The organism is Staphylococcus muscae, from assembly GCF_003019275.1.
Classification (GTDB): domain Bacteria; phylum Bacillota; class Bacilli; order Staphylococcales; family Staphylococcaceae; genus Staphylococcus; species Staphylococcus muscae.
Window position 1 is genome coordinate 912,924 of sequence record NZ_CP027848.1, and the last position, 18,293, is coordinate 931,216.

The 18,293-nt window shown below is 41.3% G+C and carries 14 protein-coding genes and 2 rRNA genes; 9 read left to right on the plus strand and 7 right to left on the minus strand.

Annotated features, from left to right (window positions below; translation table 11 throughout):
* Positions 1-285: 285 nt before the first annotated feature.
* Genes tsaD through tsaE form a run of 4 tightly spaced genes read right to left on the minus strand, consistent with a single transcriptional unit; the run spans position 286 to position 2,833 of the window.
* Positions 286-1,293 (minus strand): tRNA (adenosine(37)-N6)-threonylcarbamoyltransferase complex transferase subunit TsaD, encoded by a 1,008-nt coding sequence (gene tsaD, locus C7J88_RS04525; protein WP_095117463.1) that lies wholly within the window; start codon positions 1,291-1,293, stop codon positions 286-288.
* Complete coding sequence (gene rimI / locus C7J88_RS04530; RefSeq protein WP_095118144.1) at positions 1,286-1,711, minus strand: ribosomal protein S18-alanine N-acetyltransferase; 426 nt, start codon at positions 1,709-1,711, stop codon at positions 1,286-1,288. The genes tsaD and rimI overlap by 8 nt, the downstream gene beginning before the upstream one ends.
* 11 nt (positions 1,712-1,722) lie before the next feature.
* Positions 1,723-2,391, minus strand: a complete 669-nt coding sequence (gene tsaB / locus C7J88_RS04535) for a tRNA (adenosine(37)-N6)-threonylcarbamoyltransferase complex dimerization subunit type 1 TsaB (protein WP_095117464.1) — start codon at positions 2,389-2,391, stop codon at positions 1,723-1,725.
* Entirely contained in the window at positions 2,384-2,833 is a 450-nt protein-coding gene (gene tsaE / locus C7J88_RS04540; RefSeq protein ID WP_095117465.1) for a tRNA (adenosine(37)-N6)-threonylcarbamoyltransferase complex ATPase subunit type 1 TsaE, read from the minus strand. The genes tsaB and tsaE overlap by 8 nt, the downstream gene beginning before the upstream one ends.
* Positions 2,834-3,316: 483 nt before the next feature.
* On the opposite strand from tsaE, the gene ilvD reads away from it, so the two are divergent.
* From ilvD to ilvA, 9 genes are all read left to right on the plus strand, one after another.
* Positions 3,317-5,005 carry a dihydroxy-acid dehydratase gene (ilvD, locus tag C7J88_RS04545; RefSeq protein WP_095117466.1) on the plus strand — a complete coding sequence of 563 codons (1,689 nt, stop codon included), beginning with the start codon at positions 3,317-3,319 and terminating at the stop codon, positions 5,003-5,005.
* Positions 5,006-5,031: 26 nt separating this feature from the next.
* Positions 5,032-6,771 carry a biosynthetic-type acetolactate synthase large subunit gene (ilvB, locus tag C7J88_RS04550; RefSeq protein ID WP_095117467.1) on the plus strand — a complete coding sequence of 580 codons (1,740 nt, stop codon included), beginning with the start codon at positions 5,032-5,034 and terminating at the stop codon, positions 6,769-6,771.
* Entirely contained in the window at positions 6,768-7,241 is a 474-nt protein-coding gene (gene ilvN, locus C7J88_RS04555; RefSeq protein ID WP_095117468.1) for an acetolactate synthase small subunit, read from the plus strand. The genes ilvB and ilvN overlap by 4 nt, the downstream gene beginning before the upstream one ends.
* A gap of 44 nt (positions 7,242-7,285) precedes the next feature.
* Positions 7,286-8,290, plus strand: coding sequence for a ketol-acid reductoisomerase (gene ilvC, locus C7J88_RS04560; protein ID WP_095117469.1), 1,005 nt, complete (start codon positions 7,286-7,288; stop codon positions 8,288-8,290).
* 96 nt (positions 8,291-8,386) lie between these two features.
* Positions 8,387-9,925, plus strand: a complete 1,539-nt coding sequence (locus C7J88_RS04565) for a 2-isopropylmalate synthase (RefSeq protein ID WP_095117470.1) — start codon at positions 8,387-8,389, stop codon at positions 9,923-9,925.
* Positions 9,922-10,974, plus strand: a complete 1,053-nt coding sequence (gene leuB / locus C7J88_RS04570; protein WP_095117471.1) for a 3-isopropylmalate dehydrogenase — start codon at positions 9,922-9,924, stop codon at positions 10,972-10,974. Before C7J88_RS04565 ends, leuB begins: the two co-directional genes overlap by 4 nt.
* A complete protein-coding gene (gene leuC, locus C7J88_RS04575; protein WP_095117472.1) occupies positions 10,974-12,347 on the plus strand; it encodes a 3-isopropylmalate dehydratase large subunit in 1,374 nt (457 codons plus the stop codon). The genes leuB and leuC overlap by 1 nt, the downstream gene beginning before the upstream one ends.
* On the plus strand, positions 12,347-12,916 hold the full coding sequence (gene leuD, locus C7J88_RS04580) for a 3-isopropylmalate dehydratase small subunit (protein ID WP_095117473.1): 570 nt from the start codon (positions 12,347-12,349) through the stop codon (positions 12,914-12,916). The genes leuC and leuD overlap by 1 nt, the downstream gene beginning before the upstream one ends.
* Before the next feature lie 12 nt (positions 12,917-12,928).
* Positions 12,929-14,197 (plus strand): threonine ammonia-lyase IlvA, encoded by a 1,269-nt coding sequence (gene ilvA, locus C7J88_RS04585; protein ID WP_095117474.1) that lies wholly within the window; start codon positions 12,929-12,931, stop codon positions 14,195-14,197.
* 84 nt (positions 14,198-14,281) lie between these two features.
* On the opposite strand, the gene C7J88_RS04590 is transcribed toward ilvA, so the two are convergent.
* The 3 genes from C7J88_RS04590 to C7J88_RS04600 all read right to left on the minus strand — a co-directional run bounded on the left by C7J88_RS04590 (position 14,282) and on the right by C7J88_RS04600 (position 18,045).
* A complete protein-coding gene (locus C7J88_RS04590; protein WP_095117475.1) occupies positions 14,282-14,572 on the minus strand; it encodes a hypothetical protein in 291 nt (96 codons plus the stop codon).
* Positions 14,573-14,931: 359 nt separating this feature from the next.
* Positions 14,932-15,046, minus strand: a 5S ribosomal RNA gene (rrf, locus tag C7J88_RS04595).
* A gap of 74 nt (positions 15,047-15,120) precedes the next feature.
* A 23S ribosomal RNA gene (locus C7J88_RS04600) occupies positions 15,121-18,045 on the minus strand.
* Positions 18,046-18,293 lie beyond the last annotated feature (248 nt).

An 18,293-nucleotide genomic window follows, 5' to 3' on the forward strand; every position in this document is an offset into this window, starting at 1 on the left:
CTTTTTTTATTCACAATAAAAATGCGATGATTTCAACTATCCACAAAGTTATCCCAGTTATCCACAATGTAAAATGTGCATATCCCCCTTTTTTATCCACTAAAATCTCGTTTATCCACGACTTATTAGCAAGTTATCCACTATTTGTTAACAACTTGTGCATAAGTACGTACGTTCCCTATTGACTTTCTTAAATTTTGACAATTCCTGATTTCTATTCATTTATGTAAAAAAACACTTTAACGTCCTATAAATCACTGGCGTTAAAGTGTTTGAAATTGATACTTATAAAAACATATTGCTTTTTCCATTCAATGACATATCGGCAAAGACACCTTGTTGATATAAATGATAAGCCACTGCACCAATCATTGCCGCATTATCTGTACATAATTTGGGTTCAGGAATAGACAACGTGATACCTTTTGATTGTGTTGCACGCTCTAATTCTGCACGTAAACCACGATTACTCGCTACACCTCCTGCGACGATAAGTTGCTTCACATTGTATATTTCACAAGCACGAATTGCTTTTCCAACCAAAACTTCTACCACGCTGCTTTGGAAACTTGTTGCTACATTTTCTGGAATCGGCGTCTCTCCCTTTTGCTTCAAGTTATGCAACTTATTGATAACCGCACTCTTCAAACCACTAAAGCTAAAGTCAAAACTATCTGGTTCTAACCAAACACGTGGAAAATCATACGTATCTGAGCCTTGTGCAGCAAGTTTATCAACATGTGGTCCACCCGGATAGGGTAAACCGATTGTGCGTGCCACTTTATCGTATGCTTCGCCAACAGCGTCATCACGTGTCTCTCCGATTACTTCAAAATCCAAATGATCACGCATTAAGACAAGTTCCGTATGTCCGCCTGATACAATTAGCGCCATAAGTGGGAATTTCAATTCGTTTGTTAATTGGTTCGCATAAATATGTCCTGCTATATGATGTACCGGAATTAACGGTTTATTGTGTGCAAATGCCAATGCTTTTGCTGCGTTGACACCTACTAACAACGCCCCAATCAACCCGGGCCCTTGTGTCACAGCGACGGCATCAATATCGTCCATCGTGACTTGTGCCGTTTGTAAAGCATCTTCTATCATCAGTGTCATATTTTCAACGTGATGACGACTCGCAACTTCAGGCACCACCCCACCAAAACGCTTGTGACTTTCTATTTGACTCAATACACTATTGCTTAAAATGTTATGTCCATCTGCAATGACACTTACACTTGTTTCATCACAGCTCGTTTCAACTGCTAATATCAATGTTTGTTTAGTCATTTAAATTCACCCACATTACACATGCGTCCTCTCCATCACCATAATAATTTTTCCGCTTTCCGCCAAATTGAAAGCCTAATTTTTCATAAACATGTTGTGCGACGTGATTATTCACACGTACTTCTAAGCTCATCACTGTCGCAATGGTTGAAGCAAAGTTTTTCGCATAGTTCATCAGTAATTGGCCGAGACCATAACCACGATAGTCAGGTGCGACGGCAACTGTTGTAATTTGAGCTTGATCAACCACTATCCATAAACCGATATATCCAATAATCTGTTCTTCATATGTCATCACAAAATAATGTGCAAAGTTATTCTGTTCGAGTTCATGATAGAACGCATCTATCGTCCATGAACTTTTGTGAAAGCTGATACGTTCCAAATCAAACACCGCTGGGACATCTTCGTGTGCCATGCGGCGAATATTTAGTTGGTTTTTGAATTTTGTTGATTCAACCAATTCTGTTCTGCCTCCGATAATTTCAAATATTGTGGACTAAAGCTATGAACATTTTGCGGTTCACCTTTATGTTGCCACATCACTTCAGCTTTCGGTAACATAGGCTGCACATCAAACGCCTGTAATTGTGTTTCAAATTGACGAACATCTTCTCCTACAAACAAAACATTAGGTTCATCTTTTACACGATCAATTAAATCTGAAAGTGCAATATATTGATCCGCATTAATCGATTGTAATTGTCCGTCTTGCCATTGATAAGCTCCCGCATAAACATGTTCACGACGTGCATTCATGATAGGGATAATTAAGCGATCTGTGTATTGTAACGTTGCTGCAAGTGCTTTGAGTGATGAAACACCATATAGATTCGCATTTAGCGTATAAGCTAAAGTCTTGGCGACTGTTACGCCGATGCGTAGTCCCGTATACGAGCCTGGCCCTTGTGCCACAACGATATTTGTTAAATCTTGTGGCGTAATGTTAGCTGTTTCTAACAATGCAGCAACTTGTGGCATTAGTTGTACCGAATGATTTTGTTTCACTGATGATGTGTATGTCACGAGTAGTTCGTCTTCCTTCATCAATGCCACCGCTAACGGCTGATTTGAGCTGTCAATCAACAAGCTATACATGTTCAACTGCCTCCTTTACCGCTTCATAGTGGGCACCTATTGCTTCTAGGTGTAGTGTACGTTCTGTCTCACTATCAACTGTTATCGTTATTTTCAAAAATGTATCTGGTAAGTATTCTTCAATGAATTGGCTCCATTCAATGACCGTTACCGCTTCATCATTAAAATATTCATCAAAACCTAAGTCTTCTTCAGAATCTTCTAGACGATAGCAATCCATGTGATGAAAGTTAAGTTCTGACCCTTTATATGATTTAATAATATTAAAAGTTGGTGAATTAATCGTACGTGTCACACCTAGTGCACGTCCTAAAAACTGACTGAACGTCGTCTTACCTGCACCTAAATCACCATCTAACAACAATACGTCACCTGCTTCAAGCTGTTGTGCAAGTTGCTGAGCGAAACCTTCCATTTCTGCTAAATTTTGAACCTTCTTCATAATGTGCACTCCTGACTCAATTTTCCTATCTATTGTATCAAATTTTCGTCTTAAGTAGAATGATGAATGTCTTACAATCATGCCCACTCATAAGCTGACTACTTTGTCGTATCTCTCAGTTTACAAATTACTATTTATTATTTTTCAGAAAATTTCAAACTTACTGTTGACTTCTTAGAATAGATGCGTTAAATTAAGTTTATCCTTTTTTCAGATAATTCATTTAATTAACAATAGCTTATTTGAAAAACAACTCATTCAACATTTAAGGAGCGTATAACAATGATGAAGAACTACTCATTCCCTAACCAACAACTTAATATCATTATTTTATTATTACGCCCAGGACTGGAGCTTTAGTAAGAAACATTTACTAAACTGCTTAAGTCCTATTTCTAGTTGAATGGGACTTTCCATAATACGTCCCAATTCATATTGGGGCGTATTTTTTATTTTCTGTAAACAACCAAGGAGGCAATAAAAATGAGAAGTGACATGATAAAAAAAGGTGACCATCAGGCACCAGCAAGAAGTTTATTACATGCAACTGGACAAATTAAATCTCCCACTGATATGAATAAACCATTTATCGCCATTTGCAATTCATATATCGATATTGTTCCTGGCCATGTCCATTTACGCGAGCTTGGAGACATTGCCAAAGAAGCAATTCGAGAAGCCGGTGGGATACCATTTGAATTTAACACGATTGGCGTTGATGACGGCATCGCAATGGGTCATATCGGAATGCGCTATTCATTGCCAAGTCGTGAAATTATCGCAGATGCTGCTGAAACTGTTATTAATGCACACTGGTTTGACGGAGTATTCTATATTCCGAACTGTGACAAGATCACACCAGGTATGATGCTTGCAGCAATGAGAACAAATGTACCAGCCATCTTCTGTTCTGGAGGACCAATGAAAGCTGGACTCTCTTCACAAGGTAAAGCATTGACACTCTCATCTATGTTTGAAGCTGTCGGTGCATTCAAAGAAGGAACAATGTCAAAAGAAGAATTTTTAGAAATGGAACAAAATGCATGCCCAACTTGTGGTTCATGTTCAGGGATGTTCACCGCTAACTCAATGAACTGCTTAATGGAAGTACTCGGACTTGCCCTACCATATAACGGGACTGCGTTAGCCGTCAGTGACGAACGTCGTGAAATGATTCGTCAAGCAGCGAAACAACTCGTCTACAATGTCAAACACGATATTAAACCACGTGACATTGTCACAAAAGAAGCCATTGATGATGCCTTCGCATTGGACATGGCGATGGGCGGTTCAACTAACACGGTCTTACATACATTAGCCATCGCACAAGAAGCTGGCATTGATTACGACTTATCTCGTATTAATGAAGTCGCCAAGAAAACACCATATCTATCAAAAATTGCACCGAGCTCTTCATACTCCATGCAAGATGTCCATGAAGCCGGTGGCGTCCCAGCCATCATCAATGAACTGATGAAAAAAGAAGGTGTTTTACATCCAGACCGTATCACTGTGACAGGTAAAACGCTACGTGAAAATAACGAAGGAAAAGAAATCACCAATGATGTCGTTATTCGTAAGCTCAATAATCCTTACGATAAAGAAGGCGGCCTTTCTATTCTTTACGGCAATATCGCACCAGATGGCGCCGTTATCAAAGTAGGTGGCGTTGACCCAAGTATCAAAACATTCACAGGAAAAGCCATCTGTTTTGATAGCCACGATGAAGCGGTTGCTGCGATCGATAATCATACCGTTAAAGCAGGTCATGTCGTCGTCATTCGTTACGAAGGTCCTAAAGGCGGTCCCGGAATGCCAGAGATGCTTGCCCCTACTTCTTCAATTGTCGGACGTGGCTTAGGAAAAGATGTCGCACTTATCACAGACGGTCGATTTTCAGGGGCAACACGTGGTATTGCAGTCGGACATATCTCACCTGAAGCCGCTTCAGGCGGCCCAATCGGTCTCATTGAAGATGGCGACGAAATCACAATCGACCTAACAAGCCGTACATTAGATTTACATGTAGATGAATCGACATTAACAGAACGTAAAACATTACAACAACCATTTAAAGCAAAAGTCAAAACAGGTTACTTAGCCCGTTACACTGCACTTGTTACAAGTGCAAATACGGGTGGAGTAATGAAAGTACCTGAAGATTTATTATAAATTTTATCAAAATGGAGGTCATTCATATGTCACATGCAACAAATACGACAGATTATGAACAAACAGCAGATACAACAACACCGACATTTAAAACGGGATCTGAATTATTAGTAGATGCATTAATTGAAGAGAACGTTGAATATATTTTTGGTTATCCGGGAGGTGCTGTCTTACCACTTTACGATACTTTTTATGATGGACATGGACCGAGACACGTACTTTATCGACATGAACAAGGCGCGACACATGCAGCAGAAGGATATGCACGTGTAAGTGGAAAACCGGGTGTTGTCGTCGTAACGAGTGGTCCTGGTGCAACGAATGCGATTACAGGTATCGCTGATGCATATAGTGATTCCCTACCGCTCGTTGTCTTTACAGGACAGGTAGCTTCTCCGGGTATCGGAAAAGATGCATTCCAAGAAGCGGATATTTTATCAATGACAACGCCGATTACGAAACACAACTATCAAGTCCGAGATGTGAATGACATTCCACGCATTATCAAAGAAGCCTTTCATGTCGCAAACTCAGGTCGTAAAGGCCCTGTTGTCATCGACTTTCCGAAAGACATGGGAACACTGACAACTGCGACTCCTTATGATTCAACAGTGCACACACCTGGCTATCAAGTGACAACAACACCTTTATCAGAAGATGTTGTGCAACTGCGAGATGCATTACAACAAGCACAAAAACCACTCGTACTCGCTGGTGCTGGTGTGAACTTTTCACAAGCCAATGACTTGTTGCATACGTTTGTAACACGTCACAACATTCCTGTGGCAACGTCGTTACATGGACTCGGTGCGATTCCTTACGACAGTCCCCTTTTCTTAGGAATGGGTGGTATGCACGGATCCTATGCGAGCAACATGGCATTAACAGAATGTGACTTGTTAATCAATTTAGGCTCACGCTTTGATGACAGACTTGCAAGCAAACCTGATGCCTTTGCACCGAATGCAAAAATCGTGCATGTTGATATCGATCCATCAGAAATCAACAAAATTGTCCGTACTGATATTGGAATCGTTGCCGATGTCAAAGAAGTACTCGAACAGTTACTTTCACAAGACTTATCTTTGGATGACCATCAAGCTTGGTTAGATGAAGTCACAGACTTCAAAACAAAACATCCATTCTCATACCGAGAAACTGATGATGTCGCATTCAGCAAACCTCAACGGGCAATCGAATATATCGGTAAGTTGACAAATGGCGATGCTTACGTCGCAACAGATGTTGGACAACATCAAATGTGGGTCGCTCAATTCTACCCTTTTAAGACGCATGGTCAGCTCATCACAAGTGGTGGTCTCGGTACGATGGGCTTCGGTATTCCGGCTGCAATCGGCGCAAAATTCGCAAAACCAAATGACACAGTAGTCGTATTTGTCGGTGATGGTGGCTTCCAAATGACGAATCAAGAAATGGCATTGCTTAACGAATACGAACTAGATATCAAAATTGTGCTCATTAACAACGGGACGCTTGGAATGGTAAAGCAGTGGCAGGATAAGTTCTTTGACAAGCGCTTCTCTCATTCGGTATTCAACAAACAACCGAACTTTGTAAAAATGTCTGAAGCATACGGCGTAAAAAGCTTTTTAATCGATAATGCTGACAACTTAGAAAAAACACTTGATGAAGCATTCAGTTATAAGGGACCTGCATTGATTGATGTCCGAATCTCTCCGACAGAACCCGTATTACCAATGGTACCAAGTGGCAAAGCAAACCATGAAATGGAGGGATTAGAATGAGACGTACATTCCAATTAACCGTATTCGATAAAGCGGGAACGCTCAATCGTCTCACAAGCACCTTTGTTAGACGTCAATTCAACATCGTAAACATTACAGCTGGTCCAACATTAGAAGCCGGTGTAACAGAAATCACCTTCGTCGCCGAAGTACCAGATGATCAGGTATTACGCACAATCATTCAACAACTGAAAAAACAAGTCAACACATTGACAGTTGAAGATATTACAGAAACAAACACGTTTAATCTTGAATTATTACTAATCAAGATCAATAAACCAAATCAATCCAATCAGTTTACACAATTATTGAAAGACTATGAAACTTATGTAACCAAGTTGAAAGAAGACAATCACACATTGTACTTACAAGCAGTAGGTCCACAAGACATTTTAGATCAGTTCATTGAAAACTTATCTGCGTTCGATATTCAGCAGTTATCACGCACTGGATCTGCAGCTATCGTTTAAATCACAAATAAAATTTTATTATTGATAAATGGAGGAATGTTGTTATGGCAAAAGTATATTATGACAATTCAGTAGAGAAAGATGTATTACAAGGAAAAAAAGTAGCAGTCGTTGGGTATGGTTCACAAGGTCATGCTCATGCGCAAAACTTAAAAGATAACGGTTATGATGTCGTAGTTGGTATCCGCCCAGGTCGCTCATTCGATCAGGCGAAAGAAGATGGTTTCGATGTATTTACCGTTGCTGAAGCAGTCAAACAAGCCGATGTTGTGATGGTCTTGTTACCTGATGAAATTCAAGGAAAGGTTTACGAAAATGAAATTGCGCCAAACTTAGAAGCTGGTAATGCCTTAGCATTCGCTCATGGTTTCAACATTCATTTTAATGTCATTCAACCGCCTAGTAATGTTGATGTCTTTTTAGTCGCACCGAAAGGACCTGGACATCTCGTGCGTCGTACATTTGTTGAAGGTTCAGCAGTACCAGCATTATTCGCAGTAGAACAAGATGCAACAGGTCAAGCGCGTGATCTTGCATTAAGCTACGCCAAAGGAATCGGCGCAACACGTGCTGGTGTACTTGAAACAACGTATAAAGAAGAAACTGAAACAGACCTATTCGGTGAACAAGCCGTTTTATGTGGTGGTGTTACACGCCTTATCCAAAGTGGTTTTGAAGTTTTAACAGAAGCAGGCTATCAGCCAGAAATCGCCTACTTTGAAGTGCTCCACGAAATGAAGTTAATCGTAGATCTCATGTACGAAGGTGGTCTGGAAAATATGCGTTATTCAATCTCAAACACAGCAGAATTTGGTGATTATGTTTCAGGACCACGTGTCATCACTGAAGAAACGAAAGAAAACATGAAAGCCGTTTTAAAAGATATCCAAGATGGCAAATTCAGTGACCGTTTCATTGAAGATAATAACAATGGTTTCGCATCCTTCAAACAAATGCGTGCCGCACAACAAGACCACGCTATCACTGAAGTAGGCCAAACATTACGTGAAATGATGCCATTTATCAAATCAAAAAGTATTTCTAAGTAATCAAGAGACGAACAGGTGACACATGACTTTTGAAGTGTCGTTCCCATCGTTTATGTGCCCTGTTCATATTATTTATATTTAAAGGAGTGGTTTACAATGTCTAGCCATATTCAAATTTTTGATACAACACTAAGAGATGGAGAACAAACACCTGGAGTCAGCTTTTCATTTGATGAACGTTTACACATAGCATCTCAATTAGAACATTGGGGCGTTGATGTCATAGAAGCTGGATTCCCTGCTTCTAGTGAAGGGAGCTTTCAATCTGTACAAGCAATTTCTCGTCATTTAAAGCGTACGACTGTGACAGGACTCGCACGTTGTTTGAAATCAGACATAGATGCGGTATATGAAGCAACAAAAGAAGCGGTTTCCCCTTCTATACACGTCTTTATCGCAACAAGTCCTATTCACTTAACATCAAAGCTCAATATGACAGAAGCTGAAGTCTTAGCCTCAATCGATGAACATGTGCGCTACGCAAAATCACACTTCGATATTGTACAATTCTCACCTGAAGATGCAACACGTACACCATTACCATTTCTCATACAAAGTGTTCAAACCGCTGTCGATGCAGGCGCAACAGTGATAAACATTCCTGATACAGTTGGTTATACGTATCCACAAGAATATGGTCAGATTTTTAAAACACTCAGCCAAGAAGTAAAAGCAGAACAACCTATAACATATAGTGCCCATTGTCATGACGATCTCGGTCTCGCCGTCGCAAATAGTATGGCTGCAATTGAAAACGGCGCAACACGCATTGAAGGAACAGTCAATGGTATCGGAGAACGTGCGGGTAACACCGCTTTGGAAGAAGTCGCACTTGGTCTTTATGTTCGCCAAGATCATTATCAAATACAGACAAATCTTCAACTGGATGCCACAAAACAAACATCTGAGTTAATTGCACGTTATGCTGGTTTGCGTGTACCACGTAATAAAGCGATCGTTGGTAGAAATGCATTTAGCCACGAATCAGGCATTCATCAAGACGGATTCTTGAAAAACCCTGAAACATACGAGATTATGACACCGCAACTCGTCGGTGTAAAGAGCACTGAATTACCACTCGGCAAACTATCGGGGCGCCATGCCTTCCAAGATAAGTTGAAACAACTCGGATATGACATTGATGCTGAAACACAAAAGTCACTCTTCAAAGCGTTTAAAGGAATTGCAGATAAGAAAAAACATGTGACTGATCGTGATATTCATGCGTTGATTCAAGGTTCAGCACATGAAAAACAATCAGCATATCAACTCGATTCATTACAGTTACAATTTGTATCCAAAGGCCTTCAAAGTGCCGTCGTTGTATTGAAAGATCATGCAAACAACACATACCAAGATAGTAGCATTGGCACTGGGTCTATCATTGCGATATATAATGCGGTGGATCGAATTTTACAAGTGAAGCCTAAATTAATTGATTATCGAATTGACGCATTGACAGAAGGGCGTGATGCACAAGCTGAGGTGCATGTACGCCTACAATTAGGTGAAAAAGAAGTAAGTGGTGTTGGCTTTGATCACGATATTATATACGCATCATGTAAAGCTTATGTTGAAGCCGCATCACAACTAGCATCACCACCCACATCATCAAAAGAAGGTGAAACAGCATGACATTCCAAATTGTGAGCTTACCAGGTGATGGTATTGGGCCAGAAATTATGTCTGGAACGCTTGATGTGCTCGCCTCTCTTTCGAAAAAGTATCATTTTGAATATCACGTAACAGAACACCTTATGGGTGGATGCGCAATAGAACAAACAGGTACACCCCTGCCAGATGAAACATTGGCAGCATGTCAGCATGCCGATGCCGTCTTACTCGCAGCAATCGGTGGCCCACAATGGCAAGATCCAAATAATCGACCGGAACATGGTTTATTACAATTGCGTAAGTCTCTTGGATTGTTCGCAAATCTACGCCCTACGCGTGTGAGTGATCATACCGTCAACCTGTCACCATTAAAAGCAGAGATTGTTGCTTCAACCAACTTGATCATTGTCCGTGAATTAACAAGTGGGATTTACTTTGGAACGCCAAGTCATTGGGATACCGATGTTGCAGTAGATACATTAACTTATACGACACATGAAATTGAACGTATCGTTCATGAAGCATTCAAACTCGCACAGCAACGTCACAAAAAATTGACATCCGTTGATAAAGAAAATGTATTGTCTTCCAGTAAATTGTGGCGTCAAACAGTCAATCGCATCGCTACCCAGTATCCTGATGTGACAGTAGAGCATTTACTCGTCGATGCTTGCAGTATGCATTTATTGAAAAGACCGAGTGACTTTGACGTCATTGTCACTGAAAACTTATTCGGTGATATTTTAAGCGATGAAGCATCCATGTTACCCGGTTCACTCGGGCTATCACCTTCTGCAAGCTTTAGTACATCAGGTCCCGCTCTCTATGAACCCATTCACGGTTCTGCACCTGATATTGCGGGTCGAAACAAAGCCAATCCATTTGGCATGTTATTATCACTTGCCATGTGTTTACGAATGTCTGCACAACGTGAAGATATGGCTACATGGATAGAAAATATCGTCGATCAACTGATTGCTCAAAAAATAACAACACCCGACTTAGGCGGACAATCAACGACTAGCGAGATTTTTGAGATACTACAATCTCGCATCAAGGAGGTTTCATAATGGGACGTACACTATTCGATAAAATTTGGGACAACCACGTGATTACAGGTCAAGCGGGTGAACCACAATTGCTATACATTGATTTGCACTTGATTCACGAAATCACGTCACCACAAGCATTTGAAGGATTAAGACTACAAAACAGGACGTTAAGAAGACCGGATTTAACATTCGGTACGATCGATCATAACGTTCCAACGATTGATATTTTCAACATTAAAGATGATATTGCCAACAAACAAATTCAAGCATTACAAAAAAATTGTGAAGCATTCAACGTTAAACTTTTTGATATGGGATCAGATGAACAAGGGATTGTTCATATGGTCGGCCCAGAGAACGGATTGACACAGCCTGGTAAAACGATCGTATGCGGCGATTCACATACTGCTACACATGGGGCATTTGGCGCCATCGCTTTCGGCATTGGTACAAGCGAAGTAGAACACGTCTTTGCAACACAAACACTCTGGCAAACAAAGCCTAAAAATTTAAAAATTGAAATTACAGGTACATTACCACACGGTGTTTATGCAAAAGATATCATTTTGTATTTAATCAACCAACATGGTGTCAATTTCGGAACAGGTTATGCGCTTGAATTTGCAGGTGAAACGATTGAAGACTTGTCGATGGAAAGCCGTATGACAATCTGTAATATGGCAATAGAAGCTGGTGCAAAATATGGTTTGATGCGTCCTGACAACACAACTTTTGACTATTTAGAAGGCAAACCTTATGTCAATGATCTCGATGCATTGAAAACAAAATGGGCATCTTTATACAGTGATCATGATGCTCATTTTGATAAAGTGATTACACTGGACGTCACAGACCTTGAACCACAAGTGACATGGGGGACTAGTCCCGAAATGGGCGTCAACTTCTCGACATCCTTCCCTAAAATTGAAAACACAAATGATGCGAGAGCTTATGACTACATGGGATTACAGCCTGGACAAAAAGCCTCTGACATTCCACTTGGCTACGTATTTCTCGGTTCATGTACGAATGCACGATTATCAGATCTCATTGAAGCGAGTAAATTTGTTAAAGGACAACAAGTACACGATAATATTACCGCAATCGTTGTGCCTGGATCACGACAAGTTAAAAAGCAAGCTGAAGCATTAGGATTAGATGTCATTTTCAAAGAAGCTGGTTTTGAATGGCGAGAACCCGGTTGTAGTATGTGTCTCGGTATGAATCCTGACCAAGTTCCAGCGGGTGTCCATTGTGCTTCAACAAGTAACCGTAACTTTGAAGGACGACAAGGTAAAGGGGCTAGAACACATCTCGTCTCCCCTGCTATGGCTGCAGCAGCTGCTATACACGGACACTTTGTTGATGTTAGAAAGGTAGGTCATGCTTAATGGAAATCAAACCGATTACGGAATACACAGGAAAGGTCGTTTCATTATTTCATAACAATATTGATACAGACCAAATTATTCCAAAAGTACATCTCAAACGCATCTCAAAAACGGGGTTCGGTCCATTTTTGTTTGACGAATGGCGCTACTTAGAGGATGGGTCAGATAATCCAGACTTTGCTTTAAATAAACCCGAAGCCAAAGGGGCTCGTATTTTGATCACTGGTGAAAACTTCGGGTGTGGTTCAAGTCGTGAACATGCAGCTTGGGCATTGAAAGACTACGGATTCCAAGTCATTATTGCAGGTAGCTTTAGCGATATCTTCTACATGAATTGTACGAAAAATGCTTTACTTCCTATTGCATTAGATAAAGCCACGCGTGAAACATTAGCCCAAGAATCAACACTAACAATTGACTTGCCTAAACAACAAATAAAAACGTCACATCAAACATTCAGCTTCGATATTGACGATACGTGGAAATACAAATTAGTTAATGGACTGGATGATATAGCGATGACATTACAATATGAATCACAAATCACAGAATATGAACAACAACATTAAGGAGTGAATAAGATGACTGTCCAAACACAAACTGTCACTGCAAAAGATGTGGATGATGCATTTTTACGCATACAACAAACGGTAAAACAAACACCTTTGGAAAAGGATCATTACCTATCCATGAAATATGACTGCAATGTCTATTTGAAACGAGAAGATTTGCAGTGGGTACGTTCATTCAAATTGAGAGGTGCTTACAACGCTATCTCTGTATTACCACATGAACAACAAGAGAAAGGCATCACTTGCGCCAGTGCAGGTAATCACGCACAAGGTGTCGCTTTTACAGCACGTCAACTCAACTTACATGCCGTTATTTTCATGCCGGTTACTACTCCAAATCAAAAAGTAAGCCAAGTACAATTTTTTGGCGGAGATAACGTCGAAATCCAACTTGTGGGCGATACATTTGATGATTGTCTCAAAGAAGCACTTGCCTATACTGATGAGCATGCTATGACATTCATTGATCCATTCAACAACATCCATACGATTGCTGGTCAAGGAACACTTGCCAAAGAAATCCTACAATCAGCCAATGAAGAAAATATAACATTCGATTATGCATTTGGCGCAATTGGTGGTGGCGGTTTGATGTCTGGTGTCGCAACATACTTTGCACAAAACAGTCCATCCACCCAACTCATCGGTGTAGAGCCATTAGGTGCAAGCAGCATGTATGAAGCTGTGAAACAACAACAAGTTGTCACGTTACCAAATATCGATAAGTTTGTGGATGGCGCTTCCGTCGCACGTGTAGGAGATATCACATTCAATGTTTGTAACCATCTCTTACATGATTATGTTCAAATTGATGAAGGTGCTGTTTGTTCAACCATTCTAGATATGTACTCTAAGCAAGCCATCGTCGCAGAACCTGCCGGCGCATTGAGTATCAGTGCCTTAGAACCATACCGCGAACAAATTAAAGGAAAAAACGTCGTATGTATTATCAGTGGTGGGAATAATGATATCAACCGCATGAAAGAAATTGAAGAACGCTCATTGCTTTATGAAGAAATGAAACACTATTTTATTCTCAATTTCCCACAACGTCCTGGTGCATTACGTCAGTTTGTAAATGATGTACTCGGACCAAAAGATGATATTACAAAATTTGAATACTTGAAAAAAAGTTCTCAAAATACAGGAACGGTTATTATTGGCATTCAACTACAAAACCACCAAGACTTACAACAACTGATTAATAATGTAGACGGATTTGACCCTAAAAATATTTATATCAATGAAAATAAAATGTTGTATTCATTGTTGATATAGAAAATAAATTAAGAGACGTCATATAGTGATGTGTTCTATAAACACCTATATGACGTCTCTTTTAATGGTTATATTGTTAAAAGATTATTCTCCACCAAATAACACTCTATATAAATACACAACAAATGTATACAAAAAACATCCGAGTGAAACATATACAAGAATACCAGCAATTAAAGAAAATAGACCCAATGAATCTGTTTGACTTTCAGCCATAATCGGTGAAAATGCAGAAAATACCAATGCAATAATACCCGTAAATATTCCAATTCTAATCACCACATCAAGTGATCTTAACCATTCAATTAATCCAATATCACCTTTTTTGGTGATAAAAAATACAGCTGCTATCACAATTAATAAAACAATCCACATAAAAGAACCTCCATTATAAAGTATTGATTTCATTTTACAAAAAAAAAACAAATTTCAACATGATTTCAGTTTTTAAATATGATGATTTTATAATGGGAAACACATAAAATTGAATGATTTACAATCTTCTCTCTCATGGGCACATACATAATTTGAAAAAATAAAAAAAGATATCCAAAAGTTAAGAACATGTCTTACTGAAAGTATTCCAATGTCAATAATTATAGTAGTCAATAAAAGTGGCTGAGCTCGGCTTCTATATGATTTTAATAGTAAGTTTCTCATCCATAGATTTCAACACCCAACCATCTTTAAAACAACAAAAAAGAGAAGTCATCGAGACCTCTCTTAGAAGAATTACCTGGCACCGTCCTACTCTAGCGGAACGTCAGTTCAACTACCATCGGCGCTAAAGAGCTTAACTTCTGTGTTCGGCATGGGAACAGGTGTGACCTCTTTGCCATTGGCACCAGATAAATTTGAATGTTATACATTCAAAACTAGATAGTAAGTATATCAGTTACACAAACAAAACCTTGTGAAAAAATTTGATTAAGTCTTCGATCGATTAGTATTCGTCAGCTCCACGTATCACTACGCTTCCACCTCGAACCTATTAACCTCATCATCTTTGAGGGATCTTATAACCGAAGTTGGGAAATCTCATCTCGAGGGGGGCTTCATGCTTAGATGCTTTCAGCACTTATCCCGTCCATACATAGCTACCCAGCTATGCCGCTGGCGCGACAACTGGTACACCAGAGGTATGTCCATCCCGGTCCTCTCGTACTAAGGACAGCGCCTCTCAAATTTCCTACGCCCACGACGGATAGGGACCGAACTGTCTCACGACGTTCTGAACCCAGCTCGCGTACCGCTTTAATGGGCGAACAGCCCAACCCTTGGGACCGACTACAGCCCCAGGATGCGATGAGCCGACATCGAGGTGCCAAACCTCCCCGTCGATGTGAACTCTTGGGGGAGATAAGCCTGTTATCCCCGGGGTAGCTTTTATCCGTTGAGCGATGGCCCTTCCATGCGGAACCACCGGATCACTAAGTCCGTCTTTCGACCCTGCTCGACTTGTAGGTCTCGCAGTCAAGCTCCCTTATGCCTTTACACTCTTTGAATGATTTCCAACCATTCTGAGGGAACCTTTGAGCGCCTCCGTTACTCTTTAGGAGGCGACCGCCCCAGTCAAACTGCCCGCCTGACACTGTCTCCCAGCACGCTAAGTGCTGCGGGTTAGAAATCCAATACAATTAGGGTAGTATCCCACCAATGCCTCCACGTAAGCTAGCGCTCACGCTTCTATGGCTCCTACCTATCCTGTACAAACTGTACCGAATTTCAATATCAGGCTACAGTAAAGCTCCACGGGGTCTTTCCGTCCTGTCGCGGGTAACCGGCATCTTCACCGGTACTATGATTTCACCGAGTCTCTCGTTGAGACAGTGCCCAAATCGTTACGCCTTTCGTGCGGGTCGGAACTTACCCGACAAGGAATTTCGCTACCTTAGGACCGTTATAGTTACGGCCGCCGTTTACTGGGGCTTCGATTCGTAGCTTCGCAGAAGCTAACCACTCCTCTTAACCTTCCAGCACCGGGCAGGCGTCAGCCCCTATACGTCACCTTACGGTTTAGCAGAGACCTGTGTTTTTGATAAACAGTCGCTTGGGCCTATTCACTGCGGCTCTTCAGAGCGTGAACCCTAAAGAGCACCCCTTCTCCCGAAGTTACGGGGTCATTTTGCCGAGTTCCTTAACGAGAGTTCGCTCGCTCACCTTAGAATTCTCATCTTGACTACCTGTGTCGGTTTGCGGTACGGGCACCTATTTTCTAGCTAGAGGCTTTTCTCGGCAGTGTGAAATCAACGACTCGAAGAAACTTGTTTCTTCTCCCCATCACAGCTCAATCTTTACGAGTGCCGGATTTGCCTAACACTCAATCTCACTGCTTAGACGTGCACTCCAACAGCACGCTTCGCCTATCCTACTGCGTCCCCCCATCGCTTAAAACGAATTTAGGTGGTACAGGAATATCAACCTGTTATCCATCGCCTACGCCTTTCGGCCTCAGCTTAGGACCCGACTAACCCAGAGCGGACGAGCCTTCCTCTGGAAACCTTAGTCAATCGGTGGACGGGATTCTCACCCGTCTTTCGCTACTCACACCGGCATTCTCACTTCTAAGCGCTCCACATGTCCTTGCGATCATGCTTCAACGCCCTTAGAACGCTCTCCTACCATTGTCCTACGGACAATCCACAGCTTCGGTAATATGTTTAGCCCCGGTACATTTTCGGCGCAGTGTCACTCGACTAGTGAGCTATTACGCACTCTTTAAATGATGGCTGCTTCTAAGCCAACATCCTAGTTGTCTGGGCAACGCCACATCCTTTTCCACTTAACATATATTTTGGGACCTTAGCTGGTGGTCTGGGCTGTTTCCCTTTCGAATATGGACCTTATCACCCACATTCTGACTCCCAAGTTAAATTATTTGGCATTCGGAGTTTGTCTGAATTCGGTAACCCGAGAGGGGCCCCTCGTCCAAACAGTGCTCTACCTCCAATAATCATCACTTGAGGCTAGCCCTAAAGCTATTTCGGAGAGAACCAGCTATCTCCAAGTTCGATTGGAATTTCTCCGCTACCCTCAGTTCATCCGCTCACTTTTCAACGTAAGTCGGTTCGGTCCTCCATTCAGTGTTACCTGAACTTCAACCTGACCAAGGGTAGATCACCTGGTTTCGGGTCTACGACCAAATACTCATTCGCCCTATTCAGACTCGCTTTCGCTACGGCTCCACATTTTCTGCTTAACCTTGCATCAGATCGTAACTCGCCGGTTCATTCTACAAAAGGCACGCCATCACCCATTAACGGGCTCTGACTACTTGTAAGCACACGGTTTCAAGTTCTCTTTCACTCCCCTTCCGGGGTACTTTTCACCTTTCCCTCACGGTACTGGTTCACTATCGGTCACTAGAGAGTATTTAGCCTTAGGAGATGGTCCTCCCAGATTCCGACGGAATTTCACGTGCTCCGCCGTACTCAGGATCCACTCAAGAGAGGTCACGTTTTCGACTACAGGATTATTACCTTCTATGATTAACCTTTCCAGGTTATTCGTCTAACATGTCCTTTTGTAACTCCGTATAGAGTGTCCTACAACCCCAACAAGCAAGCTTGTTGGTTTGGGCTCTTCCCGTTTCGCTCGCCGCTACTCAGGGAATCGATTTTTCTTTCTCTTCCTCCGGGTACTAAGATGTTTCAGTTCTCCGGGTCTGCCTTCTTACATGCTATGTATTCACATGTAGATAACACGACATAACTCGTGCTGGGTTTCCCCATTCGGAAATCTCTGGATCACAGCTTACTTACAGCTCCCCAAAGCATATCGTCGTTAGTAACGTCCTTCTTCGGCTTCTAGTGCCAAGGTATTCACCGTGCGCCCTTAATAACTTAATCTACTTTTGATTGACAATCGCTCGCATTCTGCTTCATCATTTCACAATCGCTCGATTACTTACACATAGTAAGCGCACTCGCTCTTGTTCATGATTTATAGACTGACAAGCGTTTTCAATTCAAAACTGTGTTATTAATTATGTGAGTCGTCATTTGACGACTAGCGATAATTTTTTTAGTTTCAAGCTTTCGCTATTCACTCGGTTTTTGCTTGGTAAAATCATTTATACTTACTTATCTAGTTTTCA